Raw genomic sequence first — 17,937 nt, forward strand, 5'->3', positions numbered from 1 at the left:
GGTGGCGGGAGCGATCGGAGGGCCGCTTCATGGCCCTACTGTCGCATCGCCCCCGCCACCGGGCGGGTCACCGCCTCACGAGTCGTACCGACAGACCGTCTGCCGTGTACACCGGTACGGCGCGCAGCCGGTCGGAGTTCAGCTCGACGCGGTCGAACTGGCCGCGCAGCCGGGACACGCCGATCACCGGCACCGTGCTGCCCGCGGCGGGCGGCCGCTCGTCGTCCAGGTTCAGCGACAGCACGCTGCCCCGGCCGAGCGCCGCGTGCCGCTGCACCGTCAGCGGCGCCTTGCGGCCCGCGCGCAGCGTGACCTCGAGGGTGCCGCCGTCCTGGCCGTACTCCCCGCGCACCCGCACCCGCCCGTCCACGCGCAGCGTGCCGTCGGCGACCCGCACGTCACCGTGCCCGAGGGCCTCCTCCGAACCGGCGACCAGGGTGCCCGCGGCCAGCACGGTCCCGCCCGTGTACCGGTTGCGGCCGGTCAGGGTGAGCGTGCCGGTGCCCCGCTTGGTGAGGCCCCCGCGCCCGTCGATGTCGTTGCGCCAGATGTCGGCCGCCGAGAAGCCGCCGGCGGCCGCGTCGAGGGTGACCGTCACGTCGGAGTCGAAGGCGCCGTAGCCGTCCGCCGCCGCGAACAGGTTCAGCCGGCCCCACTGCTCGAACCCGTCGAGCAGGACGTACCCGGCGGGCAGTCCGGTGGTGCGCAGCACCTCGCGCCGCTGCGCCGCGTCGAGGTACGGCAGCCGGGTCTCCAGCAGCACCTCCGCGCCCTTGGCCACGGTCAGCGGCGCGCTGTGGCCGTGCCGGGTCAGGACGTACGTCAGCCGGGGCGTGACCGCGCGGGCGTTGGCGGCCCGGTCGGCGTACGGGTCGCTGTCGGGGCCGGCCGCGTGCGCGTAGGCGTACAGGGTGTCGGCGGTGGTCCCGGTCTGCTGCTCGAACCAGGCCAGTGCCTGGGCCCGCGCGGCCTGCTTGAGCGCGGCGTTGTCCGGGTCGGCGAGGGTCGCCGCGGCCAGCGCGGTGGCCATGATCCGGCCGCCGATGACGTCGACGGTGGAGTGCATGCCCGCCACGATCCGGGTGTGGCTCAGCTCGAAGGCGCGGGTCACCAGCTCCTGGAAGCGCTCCGGGACCGCGTACGCGAGGGCGAGGGCCGCCAGGTGGAAGGCGTTGGTGTGGCCGCTGGGGAAGCCGCCGTCGTCGGTGGGGGAGGTGCTGCGCTGGCGCAGCAGCTGCGGGGCGACGATCACCTTGGAGTCGTACACCGGGTAGCCGAGCGCGTCCGTCCGCCCGGTGTCGACGACCTCGCTGTCCTCGTTCATGCGCCACGGGCGCGGGTACTGGTAGGCGTACTTGGACGGGTTGCCGGAGGCGTAGGGGCCGCGCACGGTGTCGACCAGTTCGGCCACCTTGCCGAGCGCGGAGTCGTGCGAGCCCGCGCCCAGCGCCGACCCCGCCGGTGCGTCGGCGGGCACGGCGTCCTCGACCTTGGCCGGCGGGGTGCCGTCGGGGGCGGCGGTGATCGAGGTGACCGCCCTGGCGCCCGCCTTGTAGAGGTCGGCCAGCGGGCCCAGGCCCGCGATCACCGCGTAGCTCTGGTGCTGCCGGTCGTGGATGAACGCCTCCTTCGCCTCGGCGTCCGTGCGCGCGGCCGTGACGCGGGCGCAGTAGCGCATGTTGGCGCGCAGCACCTCGGGCCGCAGCACGGCGCCGGTGTTCCAGGCGGAGCCCGTCTTCCACACCTGGGCGAAGCCGTCGAGGACGCGGACCACCGCGTTGGTCTCGGGGGTGCGGTTCGCCGAGACGTTGGTCTTGTAGTCGTCGACGAACGCGAGGGGGGCGGTCGCGGCCTTGGCGTCGGCGGCGGCCAGCCAGCCGGCGAACGTCGGCGCCGCGAGCACGCCCGCCGAGGCGCCGAGCGAGGTCTTCAGGAATCCGCGCCGGCCGACGGCGCGTTCGCGGACCGGGGAGACCGGGGAAGGGGAGGGGTGCCCGGCAGGTGACGGCATAGGTGTGCCTCTCTTGTCTTGTGCTGTTCGGCCCGGCGGCCTGGGAGAGCAGGCGGCCGGCGGGCCCTCGGGTGCGGGCCGGGCGTGCCGGTCGCGTGGGGGGGAAAGTCGAACAAGCGAAGATCTATGAGGAAGCCGTGTCCCGGCGGCGAGGGTCCGGCGGCCGGGACGTGGCCCGCGGGTGAACGCGGGCCACGCGGTTCACAGCAACGAGCGGGCCAGCGCCAGCGCGCCCTCGACCGGCGGCACCCGCAGGGGCTGGGGCCGGGCGCCGGGCACGAGACCGGCGAGTGCCGAGGCGAAGGCGTCGTACAGGGCGGGCTGGGCGAGGACGGTGCCGCCCGCCACCACGACGTCGTCCACCGGGATCCCGCGTGCGGCGAGCCGTCCGACCAGCGCGGCCAGCGCCCGGCCGCCCTCGGAGATCACCGTGCGGGCGAGCACCGAGCCCGCCTCGGCGGCGGCGAACACGGCCGGCGCGTGCCGGCCCCATGCGGCGGAGGGGCTGGAGGCGCTCTCCAGGGCCGCGCCGAGTGCCGGAACCTCCGCGACGCCGAACGCGGCGATCAGGCCGCGGGCCAGTGCGTCCGGCGGCTCCCCGCGGTCGTGCGCGGCCCAGACGGCCCGCGCGGCCTCCCGGACGAGACCGGCCGAGCCGCCCTCGTCGCCGAGCACCGCGCCCCACCCGCCGACCTGGACGGGGGTGCCGTCGGCGAGATGGCCGACCGCGACGGAGCCGGTGCCGGCCACCAGGCCGACGCCCTTGTCCAGGCCGGCTGCGGGGACGAGGAGTTCGGCGTCGCCCACCACCGACGCGGGCACCGGGAGGCGTTCGAGGAGCGCGGCGCGGATCTCCTCGCACTGGCGGGGTGTCTCACAGGCGTGGCCGCCCACGGCGAGCGCGGAGGGGCGGGCACCGGCCGGCAGTGCCTCGTGGAGCAGGACGGCCAGCCAGTCGGCGGCGGCCGCGGGGTCGTGCGGCCGCCAGCCGCCGCTGGTGCGGACGTGGTCGGCGACATGGCCGTCCGGCGCTGTGGCGCGCAGATGGGTCTTGGTGCCGCCCACGTCGATGCCGACCACCAGGGGCGTGGAGTTGCGCACGGATCCTCTTTCGTCGTCGCGCCTTGCCGCGACCGCAGAACGTGCCCCGGCGAACGGGAGGCATCGGGAAACCCCCAGGCGGCCTCGTGCGGACCACGGCAGCAGAGCTGTACCGTGAGGTTCGTTAGGAAATTAACTAACGAAGTAGGGTGCGTCAAGAGGCGGGGAATCCCGATACCGGGTGATCGTCGCGGCCCCTCGCCGCGGCACGAGAGCGGGGAGAGCATGCACCTGAGCGAGAGCGCCCGTCTGGTGTTCGAGGTACTGGCCGGGGCGGCCACGGCGACCCGTCCCCAGCTCGCCGCCGGTGCGGGCCTTTCCAAGCCGACCGTCTCCCTGGCCGTGGCCGAGCTGGAGGCGGCCGGGCTCGCCGCGCGCTCGGGCACCGCCTCGGGTGCCACCGGCCGTTCCGCCGCCGTCTACGGTCTGGGCCGGGCCGCGGGTGCCGTACTCGCCGTCGACCTGGGCCCCACCCGGACGCGGGTGCGCGGCTGTGCCCTGGACGGCACCCTGCTCGCCCAGAGCGCCGGCACCCGGCCGGGTGCCGCCGGCACCGTCCGCGAGGTCCTCGCAGCACTGCCCGCCGACGCCCCGCTGCGGGCCGTCGTCGTCGCCGTCGGCGATGTCACCGCCCTGGACCGGGACGGCACCGGCATGCGTCCGGCCACGGCCAAGGCCGGCCCCGCCTTCGACGCCCTGGCCGTCGCACTGCCGGAGGGCGTGCCCGTCCACCCGGAGAACAACGTCAACTGCGCCGCCCTCGCCGAACTGCACGAAGGGGCCGCCCGCGGCCGCGACACCTTCGGCTTTCTGCGCATCGGCGTGGGTATCGGGCTCGGCATCGTCGTCGGCGGCCGGGTGCTGCGCGGCGTGAACGGCGCCGCCGGGGAGGTGGCCCGCCTGCCCTACCCCTGGGACGAGGGCCGCGAACCAGGCCCGGAGGCCCTGGAGCGGCACATGGGGGCCCGCTCCCTGCTGCGCCGCGCGGCCCTGGCCTGGCAGGACGGCGACGGCGTCCGCCCCCGCACCGCGAAGCGGCTCTTCGCCCTCTCCGGGCAGGGCCACGCCACGGCCCGTGCCGTGGTCGCCGCTCATGCCGCCGACGTCGGCAGGCTCGCCGCCGCGGTGACCGCCGTCCTCGACCCCGGCCTGATCGTCCTCGGCGGTGCCGTCGGCGCCGAGCCGCAGCTCCTGCCCGGGGTGCGGGCCGAGCTCGCCCGGCTGAGCTGGCCCACCGAGGTCGTCACCAGCGAGGTCGGCGACCGCGGTACGGTGGCCGGCGCGGCCCGGCTCGCCGTCGCCCGCGGAATCCGGGCCGTGACCGGTGACCCGGTCCGTACTCCCGCCCGGTGACCGGTCAAGCGAGGTACGTCGCGGACCGGGCGTGTTCGATCGTCAGCGCGCTCACGCCGGTGATCGCCGCGTCGAAGCCGAGCTCGCTCACCGCGATCCGCGGCACCCAGGGGATCCGGCCGACGAGGCGCCTGGTGAGCTGCTCGGCGGACTCCTCGCTGTACTGGGCGAACGCCCCGGCGAGCACGATGACCTGGGGCGAGAGCACGACCGAGATGGCGACGAGGGTGAGGGCCATCAGGTCGAAGAACGCGTCACGGGCTCGCCCGGCCTCGCTGTCGCCCGCCCGGCAGTGGGCCATCATGGCGCGGAACGCGGGACCGATGCGCCTGCCGTGCAGGCCTTCCCTCGCGGCGAACGGAAGGACCAGCGCCGCCAGACTGGACTCGATGTCCCCCTGCTCCGTGAAGTAGCGGGTGAACGACGCGCTGGAGGACAGCAGGAAACCGATCTCACCGGCGGCCGACCGGTGCCCCCGGTACAGACGCCCGTCGTTGAGGATTCCCGCGCTGAGCCTCGCCCCGAGCACGAAGGCGACGGCACTGTGCGCGTCCGCGAGGGCGCCGCTCGACCACTCGCCGTAGGCGGTGGCGTTGGCGTCGTTCTCGACATGCACCGGAAGGCCGCACCGGGCCGACACGATGTCGGCGAGCGGCAGCTCCCGCCAGTCGAGTTCCACCGCCTTCGACACCACTCCCGCGTGCACGATGCCGGGAACCGTGATGCCGACGGCGATGATCGGCGACGTCACACCCGTCTGCGCGGAGGACAGCCGGTCCACGAGCTGGAGCAGCCCTTCGATGCGGGCCGCGCCGGCGTCCGCGCCGTCCAGATCGAAGCTGAGGCTCTCCTCGTACAGAGTGGTCCCGCCGAGGTTGACCACGCGCCCTCGTGCCGTGTACTCGGTGACGTCGACCGCCATGATGGCGCGGGCCGACGACGCGAACCGCAGCAGCGACGAGGGCCTGCCGACCGAGGAGCGCATCTGCCCCGCGACCTCCACCGCGCCCTCCTCGATGAGCGCCGAGCACAGCCGTTCCACGGTGGCGGAGCCGAGCCCGGTGCGCTCCTGGATATCGCGTCTTGACAGAGGTCCGTGCTCGCGTAGAACGTCGAGGATCGCGGTCCGGTTGATTGCGGTGACGTGCCGTGTCGTCGCGGTGCGCGGCGCCCGTGGTTTCACAACACTCCCCTGTTCCCCCAGATACCCATCGCACTGATGTCAAAGTCAGTCTGCCGCCCCCGCCTGTCTAGAAGCCAGAGACTAACAGGCCTTTTCTGCAGCCATGGCGGCGTCAAGCATCGGATAGGTAACGAGAAGTGGTCAGATGCTTGTGGGTTTTTTCATCACAGTGATAAGAAACGGGCACCTGCTACTGCCAGCGGCCGGCGCCGTGCTCCGTCCGCTACGACGAAGGGATCAATGATGATCTGTGTGGGTGTGCGGCGCTCCCGCCGACCGGGCGGCGCAGTCCGTCGACTGGCGCCCGCGGCCGCGGTGGCCACGGCGGCGGCCCTGCTCCTGACCGCCTGCGGGTCGGGGTCGGACTCGGGGTCCGGTGGCAACGCGAAGTCGCTGACGTTCTGGATCTCCACGGTCCCCGGGCAGGACGCCGGCTGGAAGAAGCTGGTCGCGCAGTACAAGAAGGAAACCGGCGTCAAGGTCAAGCTCGTCAACATCCCCTACGACGGCTACCCGACGAAGCTGCACAACGCCGCGCAGGCGAACGCCCTTCCCGACGTCGCGGACGTGCCGGCGCTGGACCCGATCTGGTCGAACAAGCTGATCGACCTCAGCTCCATCGCCAACGACAAGAGCTACAACATCAACGCCAACTTCCTCGCCAAGGACTCGTCCGGGAAGGTGCTGTCCATCCCCTCGGACGTCACCGCGTCCGGCCTGTTCATCAACGAGACGCTGTTCAAGAAGGCCGGTGTCTCCTTCCCGACCTCGCCCCAGAAGACCTGGACCTGGACCGAGTTCATCAAGGCGGCGAACAAGGTCCGGGAGAAGACCGGCGCCAAGTACTCCCTGACCTTCGACCAGTCGCCGTCCCGGCTGCGCGCCATGGTGTACGAGATGGGCGGCAAGTACGTCCACGCGGACTCCTCCGGCACGTTCTCGGTGGACGCGGCGACCAAGAAGGCCGTGAAGTACTTCGTCGGACTGAACGACGACAAGACCATGCCGAAGTCGGTGTGGACCAGCGGCGCCGACCCGTCCGCCATGTTCCAGAGCGGTGACGTGGTCGCCTACTGGTCCGGCGTCTGGCAGGTCGCCTCCTTCGCGGAGAGCATCAAGAAGTTCGACTGGGCGAGCGTCCCGACCCCCGCCCAGCCGGTGCAGGCCAGTGACGTCAACAGCGGCGGCATGATGGTGGGCTTCAACAACAACGGTGCCGCGGCCACCGCCGCGAAGAAGTTCCTGTCCTGGGTGTACGACCCGAAGCAGTACACCGAGCTGGTCGAGACCTCCGGGTTCCTGCCGGTCGAGAGCGGTCTGACCCCGAAGTACCCCTTCACCTCCGACGCGGCGCAGGCGGCGTTCAAGCTCTACAACGAGGAGATCCCGCTCTACGCCCCGATCTCGGGCTACTTCAACGGCGCGCAGACCAACTGGGTGCTGAAGGGCAAGAGCCTCACCACCGACCCGACCAAGACGGAGCTCGGCAAGGCGGTCAACGGCCAGCAGTCGGTGGACAAGGCCCTCCAGAACATCGTGGACGGCTACAACCAGCAGGTCGGCGGCGCGTCGTAGGCCGGCGGGCCGGGCGGCGGCGTCTCGACCACGCCGCCCGGCCCAGGGCATGAGCCCACAGCAATCCATTCCACCAGCACGGAGTCAGGAAGATGACAAAACGCGCCTCGGACGTGTCCGCGAGCCCGCCCAGGAGACGCAATCGCTACATCATTGCGCCGCTCGTTCTCATCGCGGCCAATGTCGTGCTCTTCGCGCTGTTCTTCGTGTGGCCGGCGGTGATCGGGCTCGTCTACTCCTTCACGAACTACACGGGCGTCGGGGCGTTCCAGTTCGTCGGACTGGACAACTACCACAACCTGTTCGGGGACTCCGCCTTCTACGACGCGCTGACCCGGACGTTGCTGTACGCCGTGCTCTTCGTTCCGCTGAACTTCGCGCTCTCGCTGCTCGCCGCCAACCTGGTGGTGAACAAGCACGCCAAGGGCACGTCGGTCGCGCGCGTCATCTTCTTCATCCCGTGGCTGCTGTCGCCCATCGTCGTGGGTGTCCTGTGGCGGTGGCTGTTCGGTGAGAACTTCGGACTGGTCAACTACTTCGTCGAGGAACTCGGCGGGCACGCCGTTCCATGGCAGTCGAACGCGGACCTGTCGCTGCTGGTGGTGGTGATGGCGGCGTCCTGGGCCTGGACGGGCTTCTCGATGCTGCTGTTCATCGCGGCGATCAAGAACGTACCGGTGTCCTACTACGAGGCGGCCTCGCTCGACGGCGCCGGTCCGTGGCGCCAGTTCTTCAGCATCACGCTGCCGAGCATCGCGCCCACCTCGTTCATCGTCATCCTGCTCAACACGATCAACGCGATGAAGGAATACCCGGTGTTCGTCTCCCTCAACAACGGCGGACCCGGAACGTCGAACAACCTGCTCGTCCAGTACATCTACCAGACCGGCTTCCAACGGGGCCAGATCGGCTACGCGAGCGCCGCGTCGTTCGTGCTCATGCTCATCCTGATGGCCGTCGCGATCATCCAGCTGATCGTCAACCGACGGGTGGAGAACCGATGACAACCACAGACATACCGCGCCCGGTCGACGCCGATTCCGGACGCGCCGTCGCCACGAAGCGGTCTCGCGGCACGGGCAGCGGCGGGCTCCGCCGGGCGGTGCCGGCGACGACACTGCTGTGGATCCTGGCGTGCCTCTACGGGCTGCCGGTGCTGTGGTTCATCCTCAGCTCCTTCAAGCCGGCCGGGGACCTGTTCTCCTATCCGCTGAAGCTGGTGCCGGACCACCCCACCCTGTCGGGTTACCTGACGGCGTGGCGCAGTGCCAACTTCTCGCAGTACTTCATCAACACGACCCTCGTGTGCGTGATCACGACGATCCTCACCGTGGGGGCCAGCTGCTGCACCGGGTACGCGCTGGCGAAGTACGACAACAAATGGCTCAAGGCGTTCTTCATCTGCATCCTGGCCACCACGATGCTGCCGGGCGAGGTCATGCTCGCCCCCGAGTTCCTGGTGGTCCGCAACCTCGGCCTCTACAACTCGTTCACCGGCGTCATCCTCCCGGCCGTGCTCACCGCCACCGGATGCTTCATGTTCCGCCAGTTCTTCCTGACGGTTCCCGACGAACTCGTGGAAGCGGCACGCATCGACGGCGCGCGTGAGCTGTCGATCTTCCTGCGGATCATGGTGCCGCTCTCCCGGCCCATCATGCTGACGCTCGCCATCCTGTCCTTCCAGTGGCGGTGGAACGACTACATCTGGCCGCTGCTGATGCTCAACGACCCCAACAAGTTCACCGTGCAGATCGGCATCCAGAGCATCGTCGGCGCGCAGAACATCAACTGGTCGGTCCTGCTCGGCGCATCGGTCATCTCCATGATTCCTCTGATCGTCATCTTCCTGGTCTTCCAGCGCTACGTCATGGGCGCCGACATCAACGCCGGACTGAAGGACTGACCGTGCAGATCATGCTCGACCGCGCGTTCCTCCGCGAGGCGGCCCGCGCCGCCGACCGGCTGGCCGTCCCGCTGACGGCCCGCCCGCAGGAGGAACCGACCGGTGTGCCCCACCGCGGCCTGGGGCACCGGGTGAAGACCCTGCTCGCGGCGTACCGTTCACCGGACTCGGCGCTGCACGGCAGCGGGCGGGCCGTCGCCGCCGCGACGACCCACCTCACCGCTCTGCGGGCCCTGCAGACCCCCTCCGGTCTCTTCGCCGGCGGCGACAACGTGCAGTCACCCCCGGATTCCGCGTTCACCGTCAACGACGTGTGCGACGCGCACGTCCTCGCCACGGGCGCGGGGCCCGAGCTGCGCGAGGTCGCCGACGCCCTCGCCGAGATCGCCGGCGCGGCTTCCGACAGCCTCCTAACCGGCGGGGTGCACACGCCGAACCACCGATGGGAACTGTGCGCGGCGCTGGCCCGGCTGCACCGGTCGTTCCCGGACGGCCGGCTGCTCGACCGCATCGACGCGTGGCTCGCCGAGGGCGTCGACATCGACGCGGAGGGTCTGTACTCGGAGCGGAGCGCCAACTACGCGGCGCACGTGTCCAACCCGTCGCTGCTGCTGCTGGCCGACGTCCTCGGCCGCACCGACCTGCGGGACGCCGTCGAACGCAACCTGACCGCGACCCTGGACCTGATCCGGCCGGACGGCACGGTGGAAACCGTCCACTCGCGGCGGCAGGACCAGAACCACGCGTTCGCCCTGGCACCCTACCTGCCGCACTACCGGCTGCTCGCGATCCGTACCGGCCGGGGCGACTTCAGCCGGGCGGCGCGGCTGGCGGCGGCCCCCGGCATCGACGACCCCGGTCTGCTCGCCGAGACCGTCCTGACCCCCGACCTGTGCCGCGAGCTGCCGGCACCGGAGCCGGAGGCCCTTCCCCGCGACCGGTACATCACCACGGCGCGCCTCGCCTCACGCGCCGCCGCCACCGCGCACACCGTCGTGTACGGCGGCTCGGACGTGCCCGGGCACCGGCGGATCCGGTCGGGCCTGGCCTGCAATCCGACGTTCCTGCGGCTCTTCGCCGGTGACGCGGTCCTCGACGCCGTGCGGCTGTCGCGGGGCTTCTTCGACCTCGGCCCCTTCCGCGCCACGGACATGGCACGGACCGGGGACGGCCGGTACCGGCTCACCGAAACCCTCACGGCCGCCTACTACCAGCCGCTTCCACCGGCCGAGCGCCGGGCGGACGGCGCCTATGAGGTGGCGGACGAGGGCCGTTTCTCGGCCGCGATGTCGTTCGGGCGGCGGGAGCAGGACGAGGTCGCGCTGACAACCCGCGTCGATGTGGAACTCCGGGACGACGGCGCCGACCTCCGGTTCGACATGGCCGGTCCGCAGGTGCCGTGGGCACTCGAACTGACCTTCCGGCCGGGCGGTGTCGTGCGGGGCGCCGAACCGCTGGGCGAAGGACGCTGGTGCCTCGGCTCCGGGGCGATGACGTACCGGGTGGGCGAGGACGAGATCCAGGTCGAGGCCGGCGTCCACTCCGGCGAACCGCTGGCGGGACCGGACCAGGGCGACCTGCTGCGGTACGACCCGGGTCAGGACTACACGCTGCTGGGCGGGACCGACGCGACGACGGGGACACGCGTCTGCCTCGGCGGATTCGGCCCGCACACGCTGAGCGTCGCTCTGCGCGCCCGCCGGACCCCGTGAGCGTGTGGCGAAGCGACGGTACGTCACCGAGGCAACGCTCTGACCGGGACGCTCGCCGTCGAGCCGGCTGTGCACGCGTGGGTCATGCCGGGGGTGCGTGGGGTGGCAGGGCGGTGACCGGCACGATCAGGTCTGCCCGGTGCCGGGTGGCGGCGACGAGTTCGGCGTTGGGCTGGTCGCTGCGCGTCACCCACGTCACGGCCTCCTCGTGCCCCTTGCCGAACTCCTCGTGCCGGGCGACCAGACGGCGCAGCCGTTCCCGCTCGTCCAGTTCGCAGTACCACACCTCGTCGAGCCGGCTCCGCACGCGCGGCCACCCGCCCGTGTCCAGCAGCAGGTAGTTGCCCTCCGTCACCACCAGCCGGGCGGTCGGCGGCACCGGGACCGCGCCCGCGAGCGGCTGCTCCAGCACCCGCTCGAAGCCCGGCGCGTACACCACCTCGTCCCGCTCCTCGCGCAGCCGCCCGAGCAGCGCCGCGTACCCGGCCGCGTCGAAGGTGTCGGGCGCGCCCTTGCGGTCCCGGCGGCCCAGGCGGTCCAGTTCGGCGTCGGCGAGGTGGAAGCCGTCCATCGGGACGTGCGCGGCCCAGGGCGTCCCGGCGCCGTTCAGGGCGCGCACCAGATGCTCGGCCAGCGTCGACTTGCCCGCGCCGGGGCTGCCGGCGATGCCGAGGAGGACGCGCGGAGCGCCCTCGGCGAGGGAGCGGGCGCGGGTGAGGAGGTCGTCGAAAGTCAGGGGCACGGGGGAGAGTCTGTCACCCGTGCCGGACGGGACATGTGGCGTGCGACACCCACTGGAAACCGCCCTGCGGGGAAGTGTCCTGAGTATGACTGAGCTCGGGCTGCCCGACACCATCCAGGCCTGTCTCTTCGACCTCGACGGGGTCGTCACCAGAACGGCCGTCGTGCACGCGGCGGCCTGGAAGGAGACGTTCGACGACTTCCTGCGCGCGTACGAGGGCGAACGCGCCCGGCCGTTCGACGCGGTCGCCGACTACGACGAGTACGTGGACGGGCGCCCGCGCGCCGACGGGGTGCGCACCTTCCTCGCCTCCCGGGGCATCGAGCTGCCCGAGGGCGATCCCGGCGACCCGCCGGACGCCCGGACCGTGCAGGGCATCGGCAACCGCAAGAACCAGCTGGTCCTGAAGAAGATCCGCACCGAGGGCGTCGAGGCCTACGAGGGAACGATCCGCTACATCGAGGCGGTCCGGGCCGGCGGCCTGCGGACCGCGATCGTCTCCTCCAGCGCCAACACCCGGGACGTGCTGCGCTCCATCGGCGCCGAGCACCTCTTCGACGTCCGGATCGACGGCGTGGTCGCCGCCGAGCGGGGGCTGCCCGGCAAGCCCCGCCCGGACACCTTCCAGGCCGCCGCCCGCGATCTCGGGGTCGAGTACCGGCAGGCAGCCGTCTTCGAGGACGCGCTGGCCGGCATGGACGCGGGCCGCTCCGGCGGCTTCGGGTACGTCGTCGGCGTCGACCGGGTCGGACAGACCGACGCCCTGTACGCGCACGGCGCCGACATCGTCGTCGAGGACCTCGCCGAACTGGGGGGCAAGCAGTGATCACCCAGCGGTCGTACGCCGTCGAGCCGTGGACCGTGCGCGAGAGCGACCTCAAACTCGACGTGCTCGCCCAGAGCGAGTCCGTGTTCGCGCTGTCCAACGGTCACGTCGGCTGGCGCGGCAACCTCGACGAGGGCGAACCGCACGGCCTGCCCGGCAGCTATCTCAACGGCGTCCACGAGCTGCACCCCCTGCCGTACGCCGAGGCGGGCTACGGCTACCCGGAGTCGGGCCAGACGGTCATCAACGTCACCAACGGCAAGATCCTCAGGCTGCTGGTCGACGACGAGCCGTTCGACCTGCGCTACGGCACGCTCGTCCGTCACGAGCGCACCCTCGACCTGCGGCGAGGCGTGCTGGAGCGGATCTGCGAGTGGACCTCGCCCACGGGATCGACGGTACGGGTGCGTTCGACGCGGCTCGTCTCGCTCACGCAGCGCGCGGTGGCCGCCGTCTCCTACGAGGTGGAGCCCGTCGGCAACCGGGCCCGGGTGGTGATCCAGTCCGAACTGGTCGCCAACGAGCAGCTCCCGGGGTCCAACGGCGACCCGCGCGCGGCGGTCGCCCTCCAGTCGCCGCTGGAGCCGGAGGAGGACTTCGCCTCGGGCGGGCGGCTGCGCCTGGTGCACCGCACCCGCCGCAGCGGTCTGCGCGTCGCCGTGGCCGCCGACCACGTCGTCACCGGTCCGGAACGGACCGCCACGAGCAGCGAGAGCCATCCGGACGTGGCCCGGCTGACGGTCACCTCCGTGCTGGAGCCGGGCCAGCGGCTGCGGGTGGACAAGCTCGTCGCCCACGGCTGGTCCGGCACCCGTTCGCTGCCCGCGATGAGCGACCAGGTCGACGCGGCCCTCGCCGCCGCCGCGCACGACGGCTGGCGGGGTCTGCTCGACGAACAGCGCGCCTACCTGGACGGCTTCTGGGCCCGCGCGGACGTCGAGGTGGACGGCGACGAGGAGATCCAGCAGGCCGTCCGGTTCGCCCTCTTCCACGTCCTGCAGGCCGGCGCCCGCGCCGAGCAGCGGGCGATCCCGGCGAAGGGGCTGACCGGCTCCGGCTACGACGGGCACGCCTTCTGGGACACCGAGATGTTCGTGCTGCCCCTGCTGACCTACACCGCGCCGGAGGCCGTCGCCGAGGCGCTGCGCTGGCGGTACAACACCCTGGACTCCGCCCGCGAACGCGCCGCCCAGCTCGGCCTGGAGGGCGCCGCGTTCCCGTGGCGCACCATCGAGGGCTCGGAAGGCTCGGCGTACTGGCCCGCCGGCACCGCGGCCTTCCACGTGAACGCCGACATAGCCAGTGCCGTGGTGCGCTACGTCGCCGCCACCGGGGACACCGGCTTCGAACGCGACACCGGTGTCGAACTGCTGGTGGAGACCGCACGCCTGTGGCGCTCCCTCGGCCACCACGACCACCGCGGGGCCTTCCACATCGACGGCGTCACCGGACCCGACGAGTACAGCGCCGTCGCCGACGACAACACGTACACCAACCTGATGGCCCGGGAGAACCTGCTGGCCGCCGCCGACGCCGTCGAGCGCCACCCGCGCGTGGCGGACCGGCTCGGCGTCGACGACGAGGAGAGCGCCGCCTGGCGAGACGCCGCCGAGGCCATGCACATCCCCTACAACCACGAACTCGGGGTGCACGAACAGCACGCGGGCTTCACCCGCTACCAGCGCTGGGACTTCGCGAACACCCGCCCCGACCAGTACCCGCTGCTGCTGAACTTCCCCTACTTCGACCTCTACCGCAAACAGGTCGTCAAGCAGGCCGACCTGGTGCTGGCGATGTACACCTGCGACGGCTGGTTCGACGACGAGCAGACCGCCCGCAACTTCGCCTACTACGAGCCGCTCACCGTGCGGGACTCCTCCCTTTCGGCCTGCTGCCAGGCCGTCATCGCCGCCCAGGCGGGCCACCTGCGGCTCGCCTACGACTACGCGGCCGAGGCCGCGCTGATGGATCTGGCGGACCTGGAGCACAACACCCGCGACGGGCTGCACATCGCGTCGCTGGCCGGCACCTGGATGGCGCTGGTGGCGGGCTTCGGCGGGATGCGCCGGCACGACGACGGGCTGCGGTTCGCGCCGCGGCTGCCGGAGAAGATCCGCCGCCTGGCCTTCACCGTGCGGTTCCTCGGCCGCCGGCTGCGGGTGGAGGTGCACGCCGACAAGACGACGTACTCCCTGCTGGACGGGGCCCCGCTGACCATCCGCCACCACGGCGATCCGCTCACCCTGCACCCCGACGAGCCGGCCGTCCGCGCCGTGCCTCCCGTGACGCCGCGTCCGGCGCCGGAGCAGCCACCGCACCGCAGGCCGGCCCGGCGGTAGCGCCAGGGTCTCGCGGTGCGGCGCGCCGCCGCCTCAGCGCAGCACGCCCGCCAGCAGCCCGAGCAGGTCGCCGGTCGCGTCGGCGGCGCCCAGGGCCGGGAGGACGCCGAGGGCGAGGACGGCCGCGGCGGCGGTCCACAGGCTCGGGGGAGGGGCCGTCTGCAGGGCCGCGATCCGGCGGGTGACGGCGCGGTCCGTGAAGGCGAGCGCGCAGCCGGTGCGGGTGCCGCCCGCGGTGAGCGCGGCGCGGGCCAGGGCCCGGGCGGTGGTGTCACGGTCCCCTACGGCTGCCGCCGCCTGCTCGTCCGCCCAGCGTTCGACCAGGAAGGCCACCGTCGAACGGACCGGGACCAGCAGCGGGTCGGCCGCCGCGGCGAGCGAGGCCGCGGTCACCAGGAAGCCGTGCCGGTGCGTGAGATGGGCCCGCTCGTGGGCGAGCAGCACTCGGCGCTCGGCCGGTCCGAGGGCGCCGAGCATGGCGGAGGTGACCAGGATCCGGCCCGGCCGGCCGGGAATGGCGAACGCCCGCGGCAGGCCGGAGGCCGCGACGATCAGCTCGGTGTCCCCCGGATGCCCCGCCGACAGCCGGCGCAGCGCCCGCCGGGTGGCGCGCTCGGCACGCACCGCACGGTGCACGCGCCGTGCGACGACGGCGAGGGCCAGGCAGGCGGCGATCCCGATGACCCCCGGCACCGGGTCGGCCAGCCGGTGTCCGTCGGCCCTGGCCTCGGCGGCCACCGGGGGAGCGTCGCCCACCGACGCGGCCGCCAGCAGCACCAGGGACCAGGTGGTGGCCGCCGCGGTGAGCACGGCGGCGGAGGTCAGCACCCGTGCGGCGAGCGCCGGCGCCATCCGCCGGCCGATCACCGGACCGACCAGTCGCAGCAGCAGCGACAGCAGCAGCGGGGTGTAGACGTCGATCCTCATGCGCCGCCTCCGCCGAGCAGGTCGCGCAGCACGCGCTCCTCCTCCGGGCTCAGTCCGGACACGAACTGCTGCAACGCGGCCACGGGGTCCGGACCGCGGCCGAGGGCGTCGTGCATCGCCTCGGCGGTCAGCTCGGCCGCGTTCTTCGCGGGCCGGTAGGCACCGCGCCGCCCGTCGGCGTCCCGCAGCACGAGCCCCTTGTCGTACAGCCGCTTCAGGATGGTGTGCACGGTGTTGTACGCCAGACCTCCGCCGATCTCGGCCTGGATCTCGGCCGGCGTCAGCGCCCGCTCCGTGGCCCACAGCGCGGCCAGCACCTCGCTCTCCAGCGCCCCGGCGCCGCGCCGCTCCGCCCTGCCAGGGGACCCCGTGCCAGCCATGCTCCAACCTTACAGCGCGTAGGGCCGTCAGGCGGATGGCCGAATCCGCCTGCACCGGGGATGTGATGCCGGTTAGTTTGACGGTGTTTTTCCGTTTTATTCGGTTTTGTTGCGTCTTTTCCTCGGGTGTCTCCCGGGTTCCGGCCTGTCACCCTACAAGTTGTAGGGTGACGGCGGCCCTGCAGGCTGTAGGGGTGAAGGGTGGATGATGTCCGGCAGCGCGCACGCCACACTGGGCGGGACCAGGCGCGGCGGTCCGTGGACCGTGCCCGGCGGCACCCGGCGCGTCCGTGCCCACGGCGCCCTCGCGGCGGTGGCCGCCGCCTTCACCCTGGCCCAGCTCCTCCTCGTCCGGCCCGGCATGGGCCTCGGCTGGGACGAGACCGTGTACGTCAGCCAGGTCAGCCCCCATGCCCCGGCGGCCTTCTTCAGCGCCCCCCGCGCCCGCGGCGTCCCGCTGCTCGTCGCGCCCGTCGCGGCCTGGTCGTCGTCCACCCCGCTGCTGCGGAGCTACCTGGCCGTACTGTCCGGGCTGGCCCTGTTCCTCGCGCTGCGCGCCTGGCGGGGGCTCTTCCCGGTCCGGGTCCTGGCCCTGGCGGGCGCCCTGTTCGCGTCCCTGTGGGTGACACTCTTCTACGGTCCGCAGGCCATGCCCAACTACTGGGTCGCCGTGGGCGCGCTCGCCGCCGTCGCCTGCTTCCTGCGCGCCCGCGCCGACCGCTCGGACCGGGCCGCCCTGTGGGGGCTGGCCGCGAGCGGGGCGCTGATGGCCTGGATGCGGCCCACCGACGCGGTCTGGGCGACCCTTCCCCTGCTGGTTCTGGCCCTGCCACGCCGCCACTGGCGCGTCCTGTGCGTGCTCCTGGCCGGACTGGTGGCCGGGGCGGCGCAGTGGGTGATCGAGGCGTACGCCGCCTACGGCGGGCTCGCCCGGCGGCTGGCCGACGGCTCCGCGATCCAGGGCGGCCTGGGCCTGCACATCGCCGTCGTCGACCAGCTGCGCAGCCTGGGCGGGCGGGCCCTGTGCCGGCCCTGCACGGGCGCGCTGCCCCACCCCGTGGTCACCCTCTGGTGGTTCGTCCTGCCGCTGCTCGCGGTGCTCGGCCTCGTCGTCGCCGTCCGGGCCCGGCGCACGCCGCCCACCCTGGTGCCGCTGGCCTGCGGGGCGACGGTCGCCTTCCCGTACCTGTTCATGATCGGGTACGCGGCCCCCCGGTTCCTGCTGCCCGCCTACGCCCTGCTGGCACTGCCGGTGGCCGGTGCGCTGGTCCACCTGGTGACCGTCCCCGGCCGGGTCCGGCGGACCGTGGCCGTGACGCTGGTGACGCTCGGCCTGGCCGCGCACCTCGCCGTCCAGCTCGCCGTCCTGGTGAACATCGTCGGCCGTACCACCGCCTCCCACCGGGCCTGGTCCCGTACCTCCGCCGAACTGCACCGCCTCGGCGTCCGCCCGCCCTGTCTGCTCACCGGACACGACGCCGTCCCGGTCGCGTTCTACGCCGGCTGCTCCTCCGCGGCCACGAGCGGGCACAACGCCAACAGCAGCGCGCAGGCCATCACCCGGACCGCCGGCCGCACCCCGGTCGCCACCCTCGTCACCGCCGGATCCCGGCCGCCCGCGTACGCCGCGCACTGGCCGTCCGTGTCCTTCGGCGGGCTGCGCATCCACTACGCCGTGCCGGCCGGCCGCCGATGACGTCCCCGGCGGGCCTCGTCACCGGTGCCGGCCGCCGACGGGCGTACGGGCACACCGCCGTCTGCCTCGCCGTCCTGACCTGCGCGGTCTGTCTGGCCCGCCGGCACTGGGCGCTGCTCGAGACGGGTGCCCTGCGGCTGGCCGTCGCCGACCAGGGCTGGCTGCTGGCGGGCGTGGTCGCGGCGGCCG

At 72.8% G+C, this 17,937-nt stretch carries 14 protein-coding genes and 1 pseudogene; 9 read left to right on the top strand and 6 right to left on the bottom strand.

Going from position 1 to position 17,937, the window contains the following annotated elements; translation table 11 throughout:
* Nucleotides 1–67: 67 nt before the first annotated feature.
* Nucleotides 68–2,011: a phosphatase PAP2 family protein gene (locus ABZX30_RS21785; protein ID WP_355935715.1), complete on the bottom strand. Its 1,944-nt coding sequence runs from the start codon at nt 2,009–2,011 to the stop codon at nt 68–70.
* 201 nt (nt 2,012–2,212) lie between these two features.
* Nucleotides 2,213–3,112 carry a BadF/BadG/BcrA/BcrD ATPase family protein gene (locus ABZX30_RS21790; RefSeq protein WP_355935718.1) on the bottom strand — a complete coding sequence of 300 codons (900 nt, stop codon included), beginning with the start codon at nt 3,110–3,112 and terminating at the stop codon, nt 2,213–2,215.
* A 225-nt stretch (nt 3,113–3,337) separates the two neighbouring features.
* Between ABZX30_RS21790 and ABZX30_RS21795 the strand changes: the two genes are divergently transcribed.
* On the top strand, nt 3,338–4,465 hold the full coding sequence (locus ABZX30_RS21795) for an ROK family protein (protein ID WP_355935721.1): 1,128 nt from the start codon (nt 3,338–3,340) through the stop codon (nt 4,463–4,465).
* Between the two features lie 4 nt (nt 4,466–4,469).
* Here the strand turns inward: ABZX30_RS21795 and ABZX30_RS21800 are convergent, their stop codons facing one another.
* The gene (locus tag ABZX30_RS21800) at nt 4,470–5,648 is read right to left on the bottom strand and encodes an ROK family protein (protein ID WP_355935724.1); all 1,179 of its coding nucleotides are present in this window, start codon (nt 5,646–5,648) and stop codon (nt 4,470–4,472) included.
* A gap of 243 nt (nt 5,649–5,891) precedes the next feature.
* Between ABZX30_RS21800 and ABZX30_RS21805 the strand changes: the two genes are divergently transcribed.
* The 4 genes from ABZX30_RS21805 (at nt 5,892) to ABZX30_RS21820 (ending at nt 10,838) form a co-directional block, all read left to right on the top strand.
* Nucleotides 5,892–7,223, top strand: a complete 1,332-nt coding sequence (locus ABZX30_RS21805) for an extracellular solute-binding protein (RefSeq protein WP_355935726.1) — start codon at nt 5,892–5,894, stop codon at nt 7,221–7,223.
* 92 nt (nt 7,224–7,315) lie between these two features.
* Complete coding sequence (locus ABZX30_RS21810; protein WP_355935729.1) at nt 7,316–8,227, top strand: sugar ABC transporter permease; 912 nt, start codon at nt 7,316–7,318, stop codon at nt 8,225–8,227.
* Nucleotides 8,224–9,126, top strand: coding sequence for a carbohydrate ABC transporter permease (locus ABZX30_RS21815; protein WP_355935732.1), 903 nt, complete (start codon nt 8,224–8,226; stop codon nt 9,124–9,126). Before ABZX30_RS21810 ends, ABZX30_RS21815 begins: the two co-directional genes overlap by 4 nt.
* Nucleotides 9,127–9,128: 2 nt before the next feature.
* A complete protein-coding gene (locus tag ABZX30_RS21820) occupies nt 9,129–10,838 on the top strand; it encodes a hypothetical protein (RefSeq protein WP_355935735.1) in 1,710 nt (569 codons plus the stop codon).
* Nucleotides 10,839–10,920: 82 nt separating this feature from the next.
* On the opposite strand, the gene ABZX30_RS21825 is transcribed toward ABZX30_RS21820, so the two are convergent.
* Nucleotides 10,921–11,580, bottom strand: a complete 660-nt coding sequence (locus tag ABZX30_RS21825) for a nucleoside/nucleotide kinase family protein (RefSeq protein WP_355935738.1) — start codon at nt 11,578–11,580, stop codon at nt 10,921–10,923.
* A gap of 85 nt (nt 11,581–11,665) precedes the next feature.
* Here ABZX30_RS21825 and ABZX30_RS21830 point away from each other — a divergent pair, with 85 nt between their 5' ends.
* Entirely contained in the window at nt 11,666–12,406 is a 741-nt protein-coding gene (locus tag ABZX30_RS21830) for an HAD-IA family hydrolase (protein WP_355935741.1), read from the top strand.
* Entirely contained in the window at nt 12,403–14,745 is a 2,343-nt protein-coding gene (locus ABZX30_RS21835; RefSeq protein ID WP_355935744.1) for a glycosyl hydrolase family 65 protein, read from the top strand. Before ABZX30_RS21830 ends, ABZX30_RS21835 begins: the two co-directional genes overlap by 4 nt.
* 33 nt (nt 14,746–14,778) lie before the next feature.
* On the opposite strand, the gene ABZX30_RS21840 is transcribed toward ABZX30_RS21835, so the two are convergent.
* Nucleotides 14,779–15,672, bottom strand: coding sequence for a M48 family metalloprotease (locus ABZX30_RS21840; protein ID WP_355935746.1), 894 nt, complete (start codon nt 15,670–15,672; stop codon nt 14,779–14,781).
* The gene (locus tag ABZX30_RS21845; RefSeq protein ID WP_355935749.1) at nt 15,669–16,052 is read right to left on the bottom strand and encodes a BlaI/MecI/CopY family transcriptional regulator; all 384 of its coding nucleotides are present in this window, start codon (nt 16,050–16,052) and stop codon (nt 15,669–15,671) included. The genes ABZX30_RS21840 and ABZX30_RS21845 overlap by 4 nt, the downstream gene beginning before the upstream one ends.
* A gap of 208 nt (nt 16,053–16,260) precedes the next feature.
* Here ABZX30_RS21845 and ABZX30_RS21850 point away from each other — a divergent pair, with 208 nt between their 5' ends.
* Together ABZX30_RS21850 and ABZX30_RS21855 are read left to right on the top strand one after the other, a co-directional pair.
* Complete coding sequence (locus tag ABZX30_RS21850; protein WP_355935751.1) at nt 16,261–17,748, top strand: hypothetical protein; 1,488 nt, start codon at nt 16,261–16,263, stop codon at nt 17,746–17,748.
* A pseudogene (locus ABZX30_RS21855) lies at nt 17,745–17,937 on the top strand (TIGR00374 family protein); the annotation flags it as partial. The gene ABZX30_RS21850 and the pseudogene ABZX30_RS21855, both read left to right, overlap by 4 nt.

The organism is Streptomyces sp. NPDC004542, assembly GCF_040610035.1.
Lineage (GTDB): Bacteria > Actinomycetota > Actinomycetes > Streptomycetales > Streptomycetaceae > Streptomyces.

Bases quoted from the DNA above. Each gene is read 5' to 3' on its own strand.
- ABZX30_RS21785 (WP_355935715.1), bottom strand. From the start codon at position 2,011: ATGCCGTCACCTGCCGGGCACCCCTCCCCTTCCCCGGTCTCCCCGGTC.
- ABZX30_RS21795 (WP_355935721.1), top strand. From the start codon at position 3,338: ATGCACCTGAGCGAGAGCGCCCGTCTGGTGTTCGAGGTACTGGCCGGG.
- ABZX30_RS21805 (WP_355935726.1), top strand. From the start codon at position 5,892: ATGATCTGTGTGGGTGTGCGGCGCTCCCGCCGACCGGGCGGCGCAGTC.
- ABZX30_RS21810 (WP_355935729.1), top strand. From the start codon at position 7,316: ATGACAAAACGCGCCTCGGACGTGTCCGCGAGCCCGCCCAGGAGACGC.
- ABZX30_RS21815 (WP_355935732.1), top strand. From the start codon at position 8,224: ATGACAACCACAGACATACCGCGCCCGGTCGACGCCGATTCCGGACGC.
- ABZX30_RS21830 (WP_355935741.1), top strand. From the start codon at position 11,666: ATGACTGAGCTCGGGCTGCCCGACACCATCCAGGCCTGTCTCTTCGAC.
- ABZX30_RS21840 (WP_355935746.1), bottom strand. From the start codon at position 15,672: ATGAGGATCGACGTCTACACCCCGCTGCTGCTGTCGCTGCTGCTGCGA.
- ABZX30_RS21845 (WP_355935749.1), bottom strand. From the start codon at position 16,052: ATGGCTGGCACGGGGTCCCCTGGCAGGGCGGAGCGGCGCGGCGCCGGG.
- ABZX30_RS21850 (WP_355935751.1), top strand. From the start codon at position 16,261: ATGTCCGGCAGCGCGCACGCCACACTGGGCGGGACCAGGCGCGGCGGT.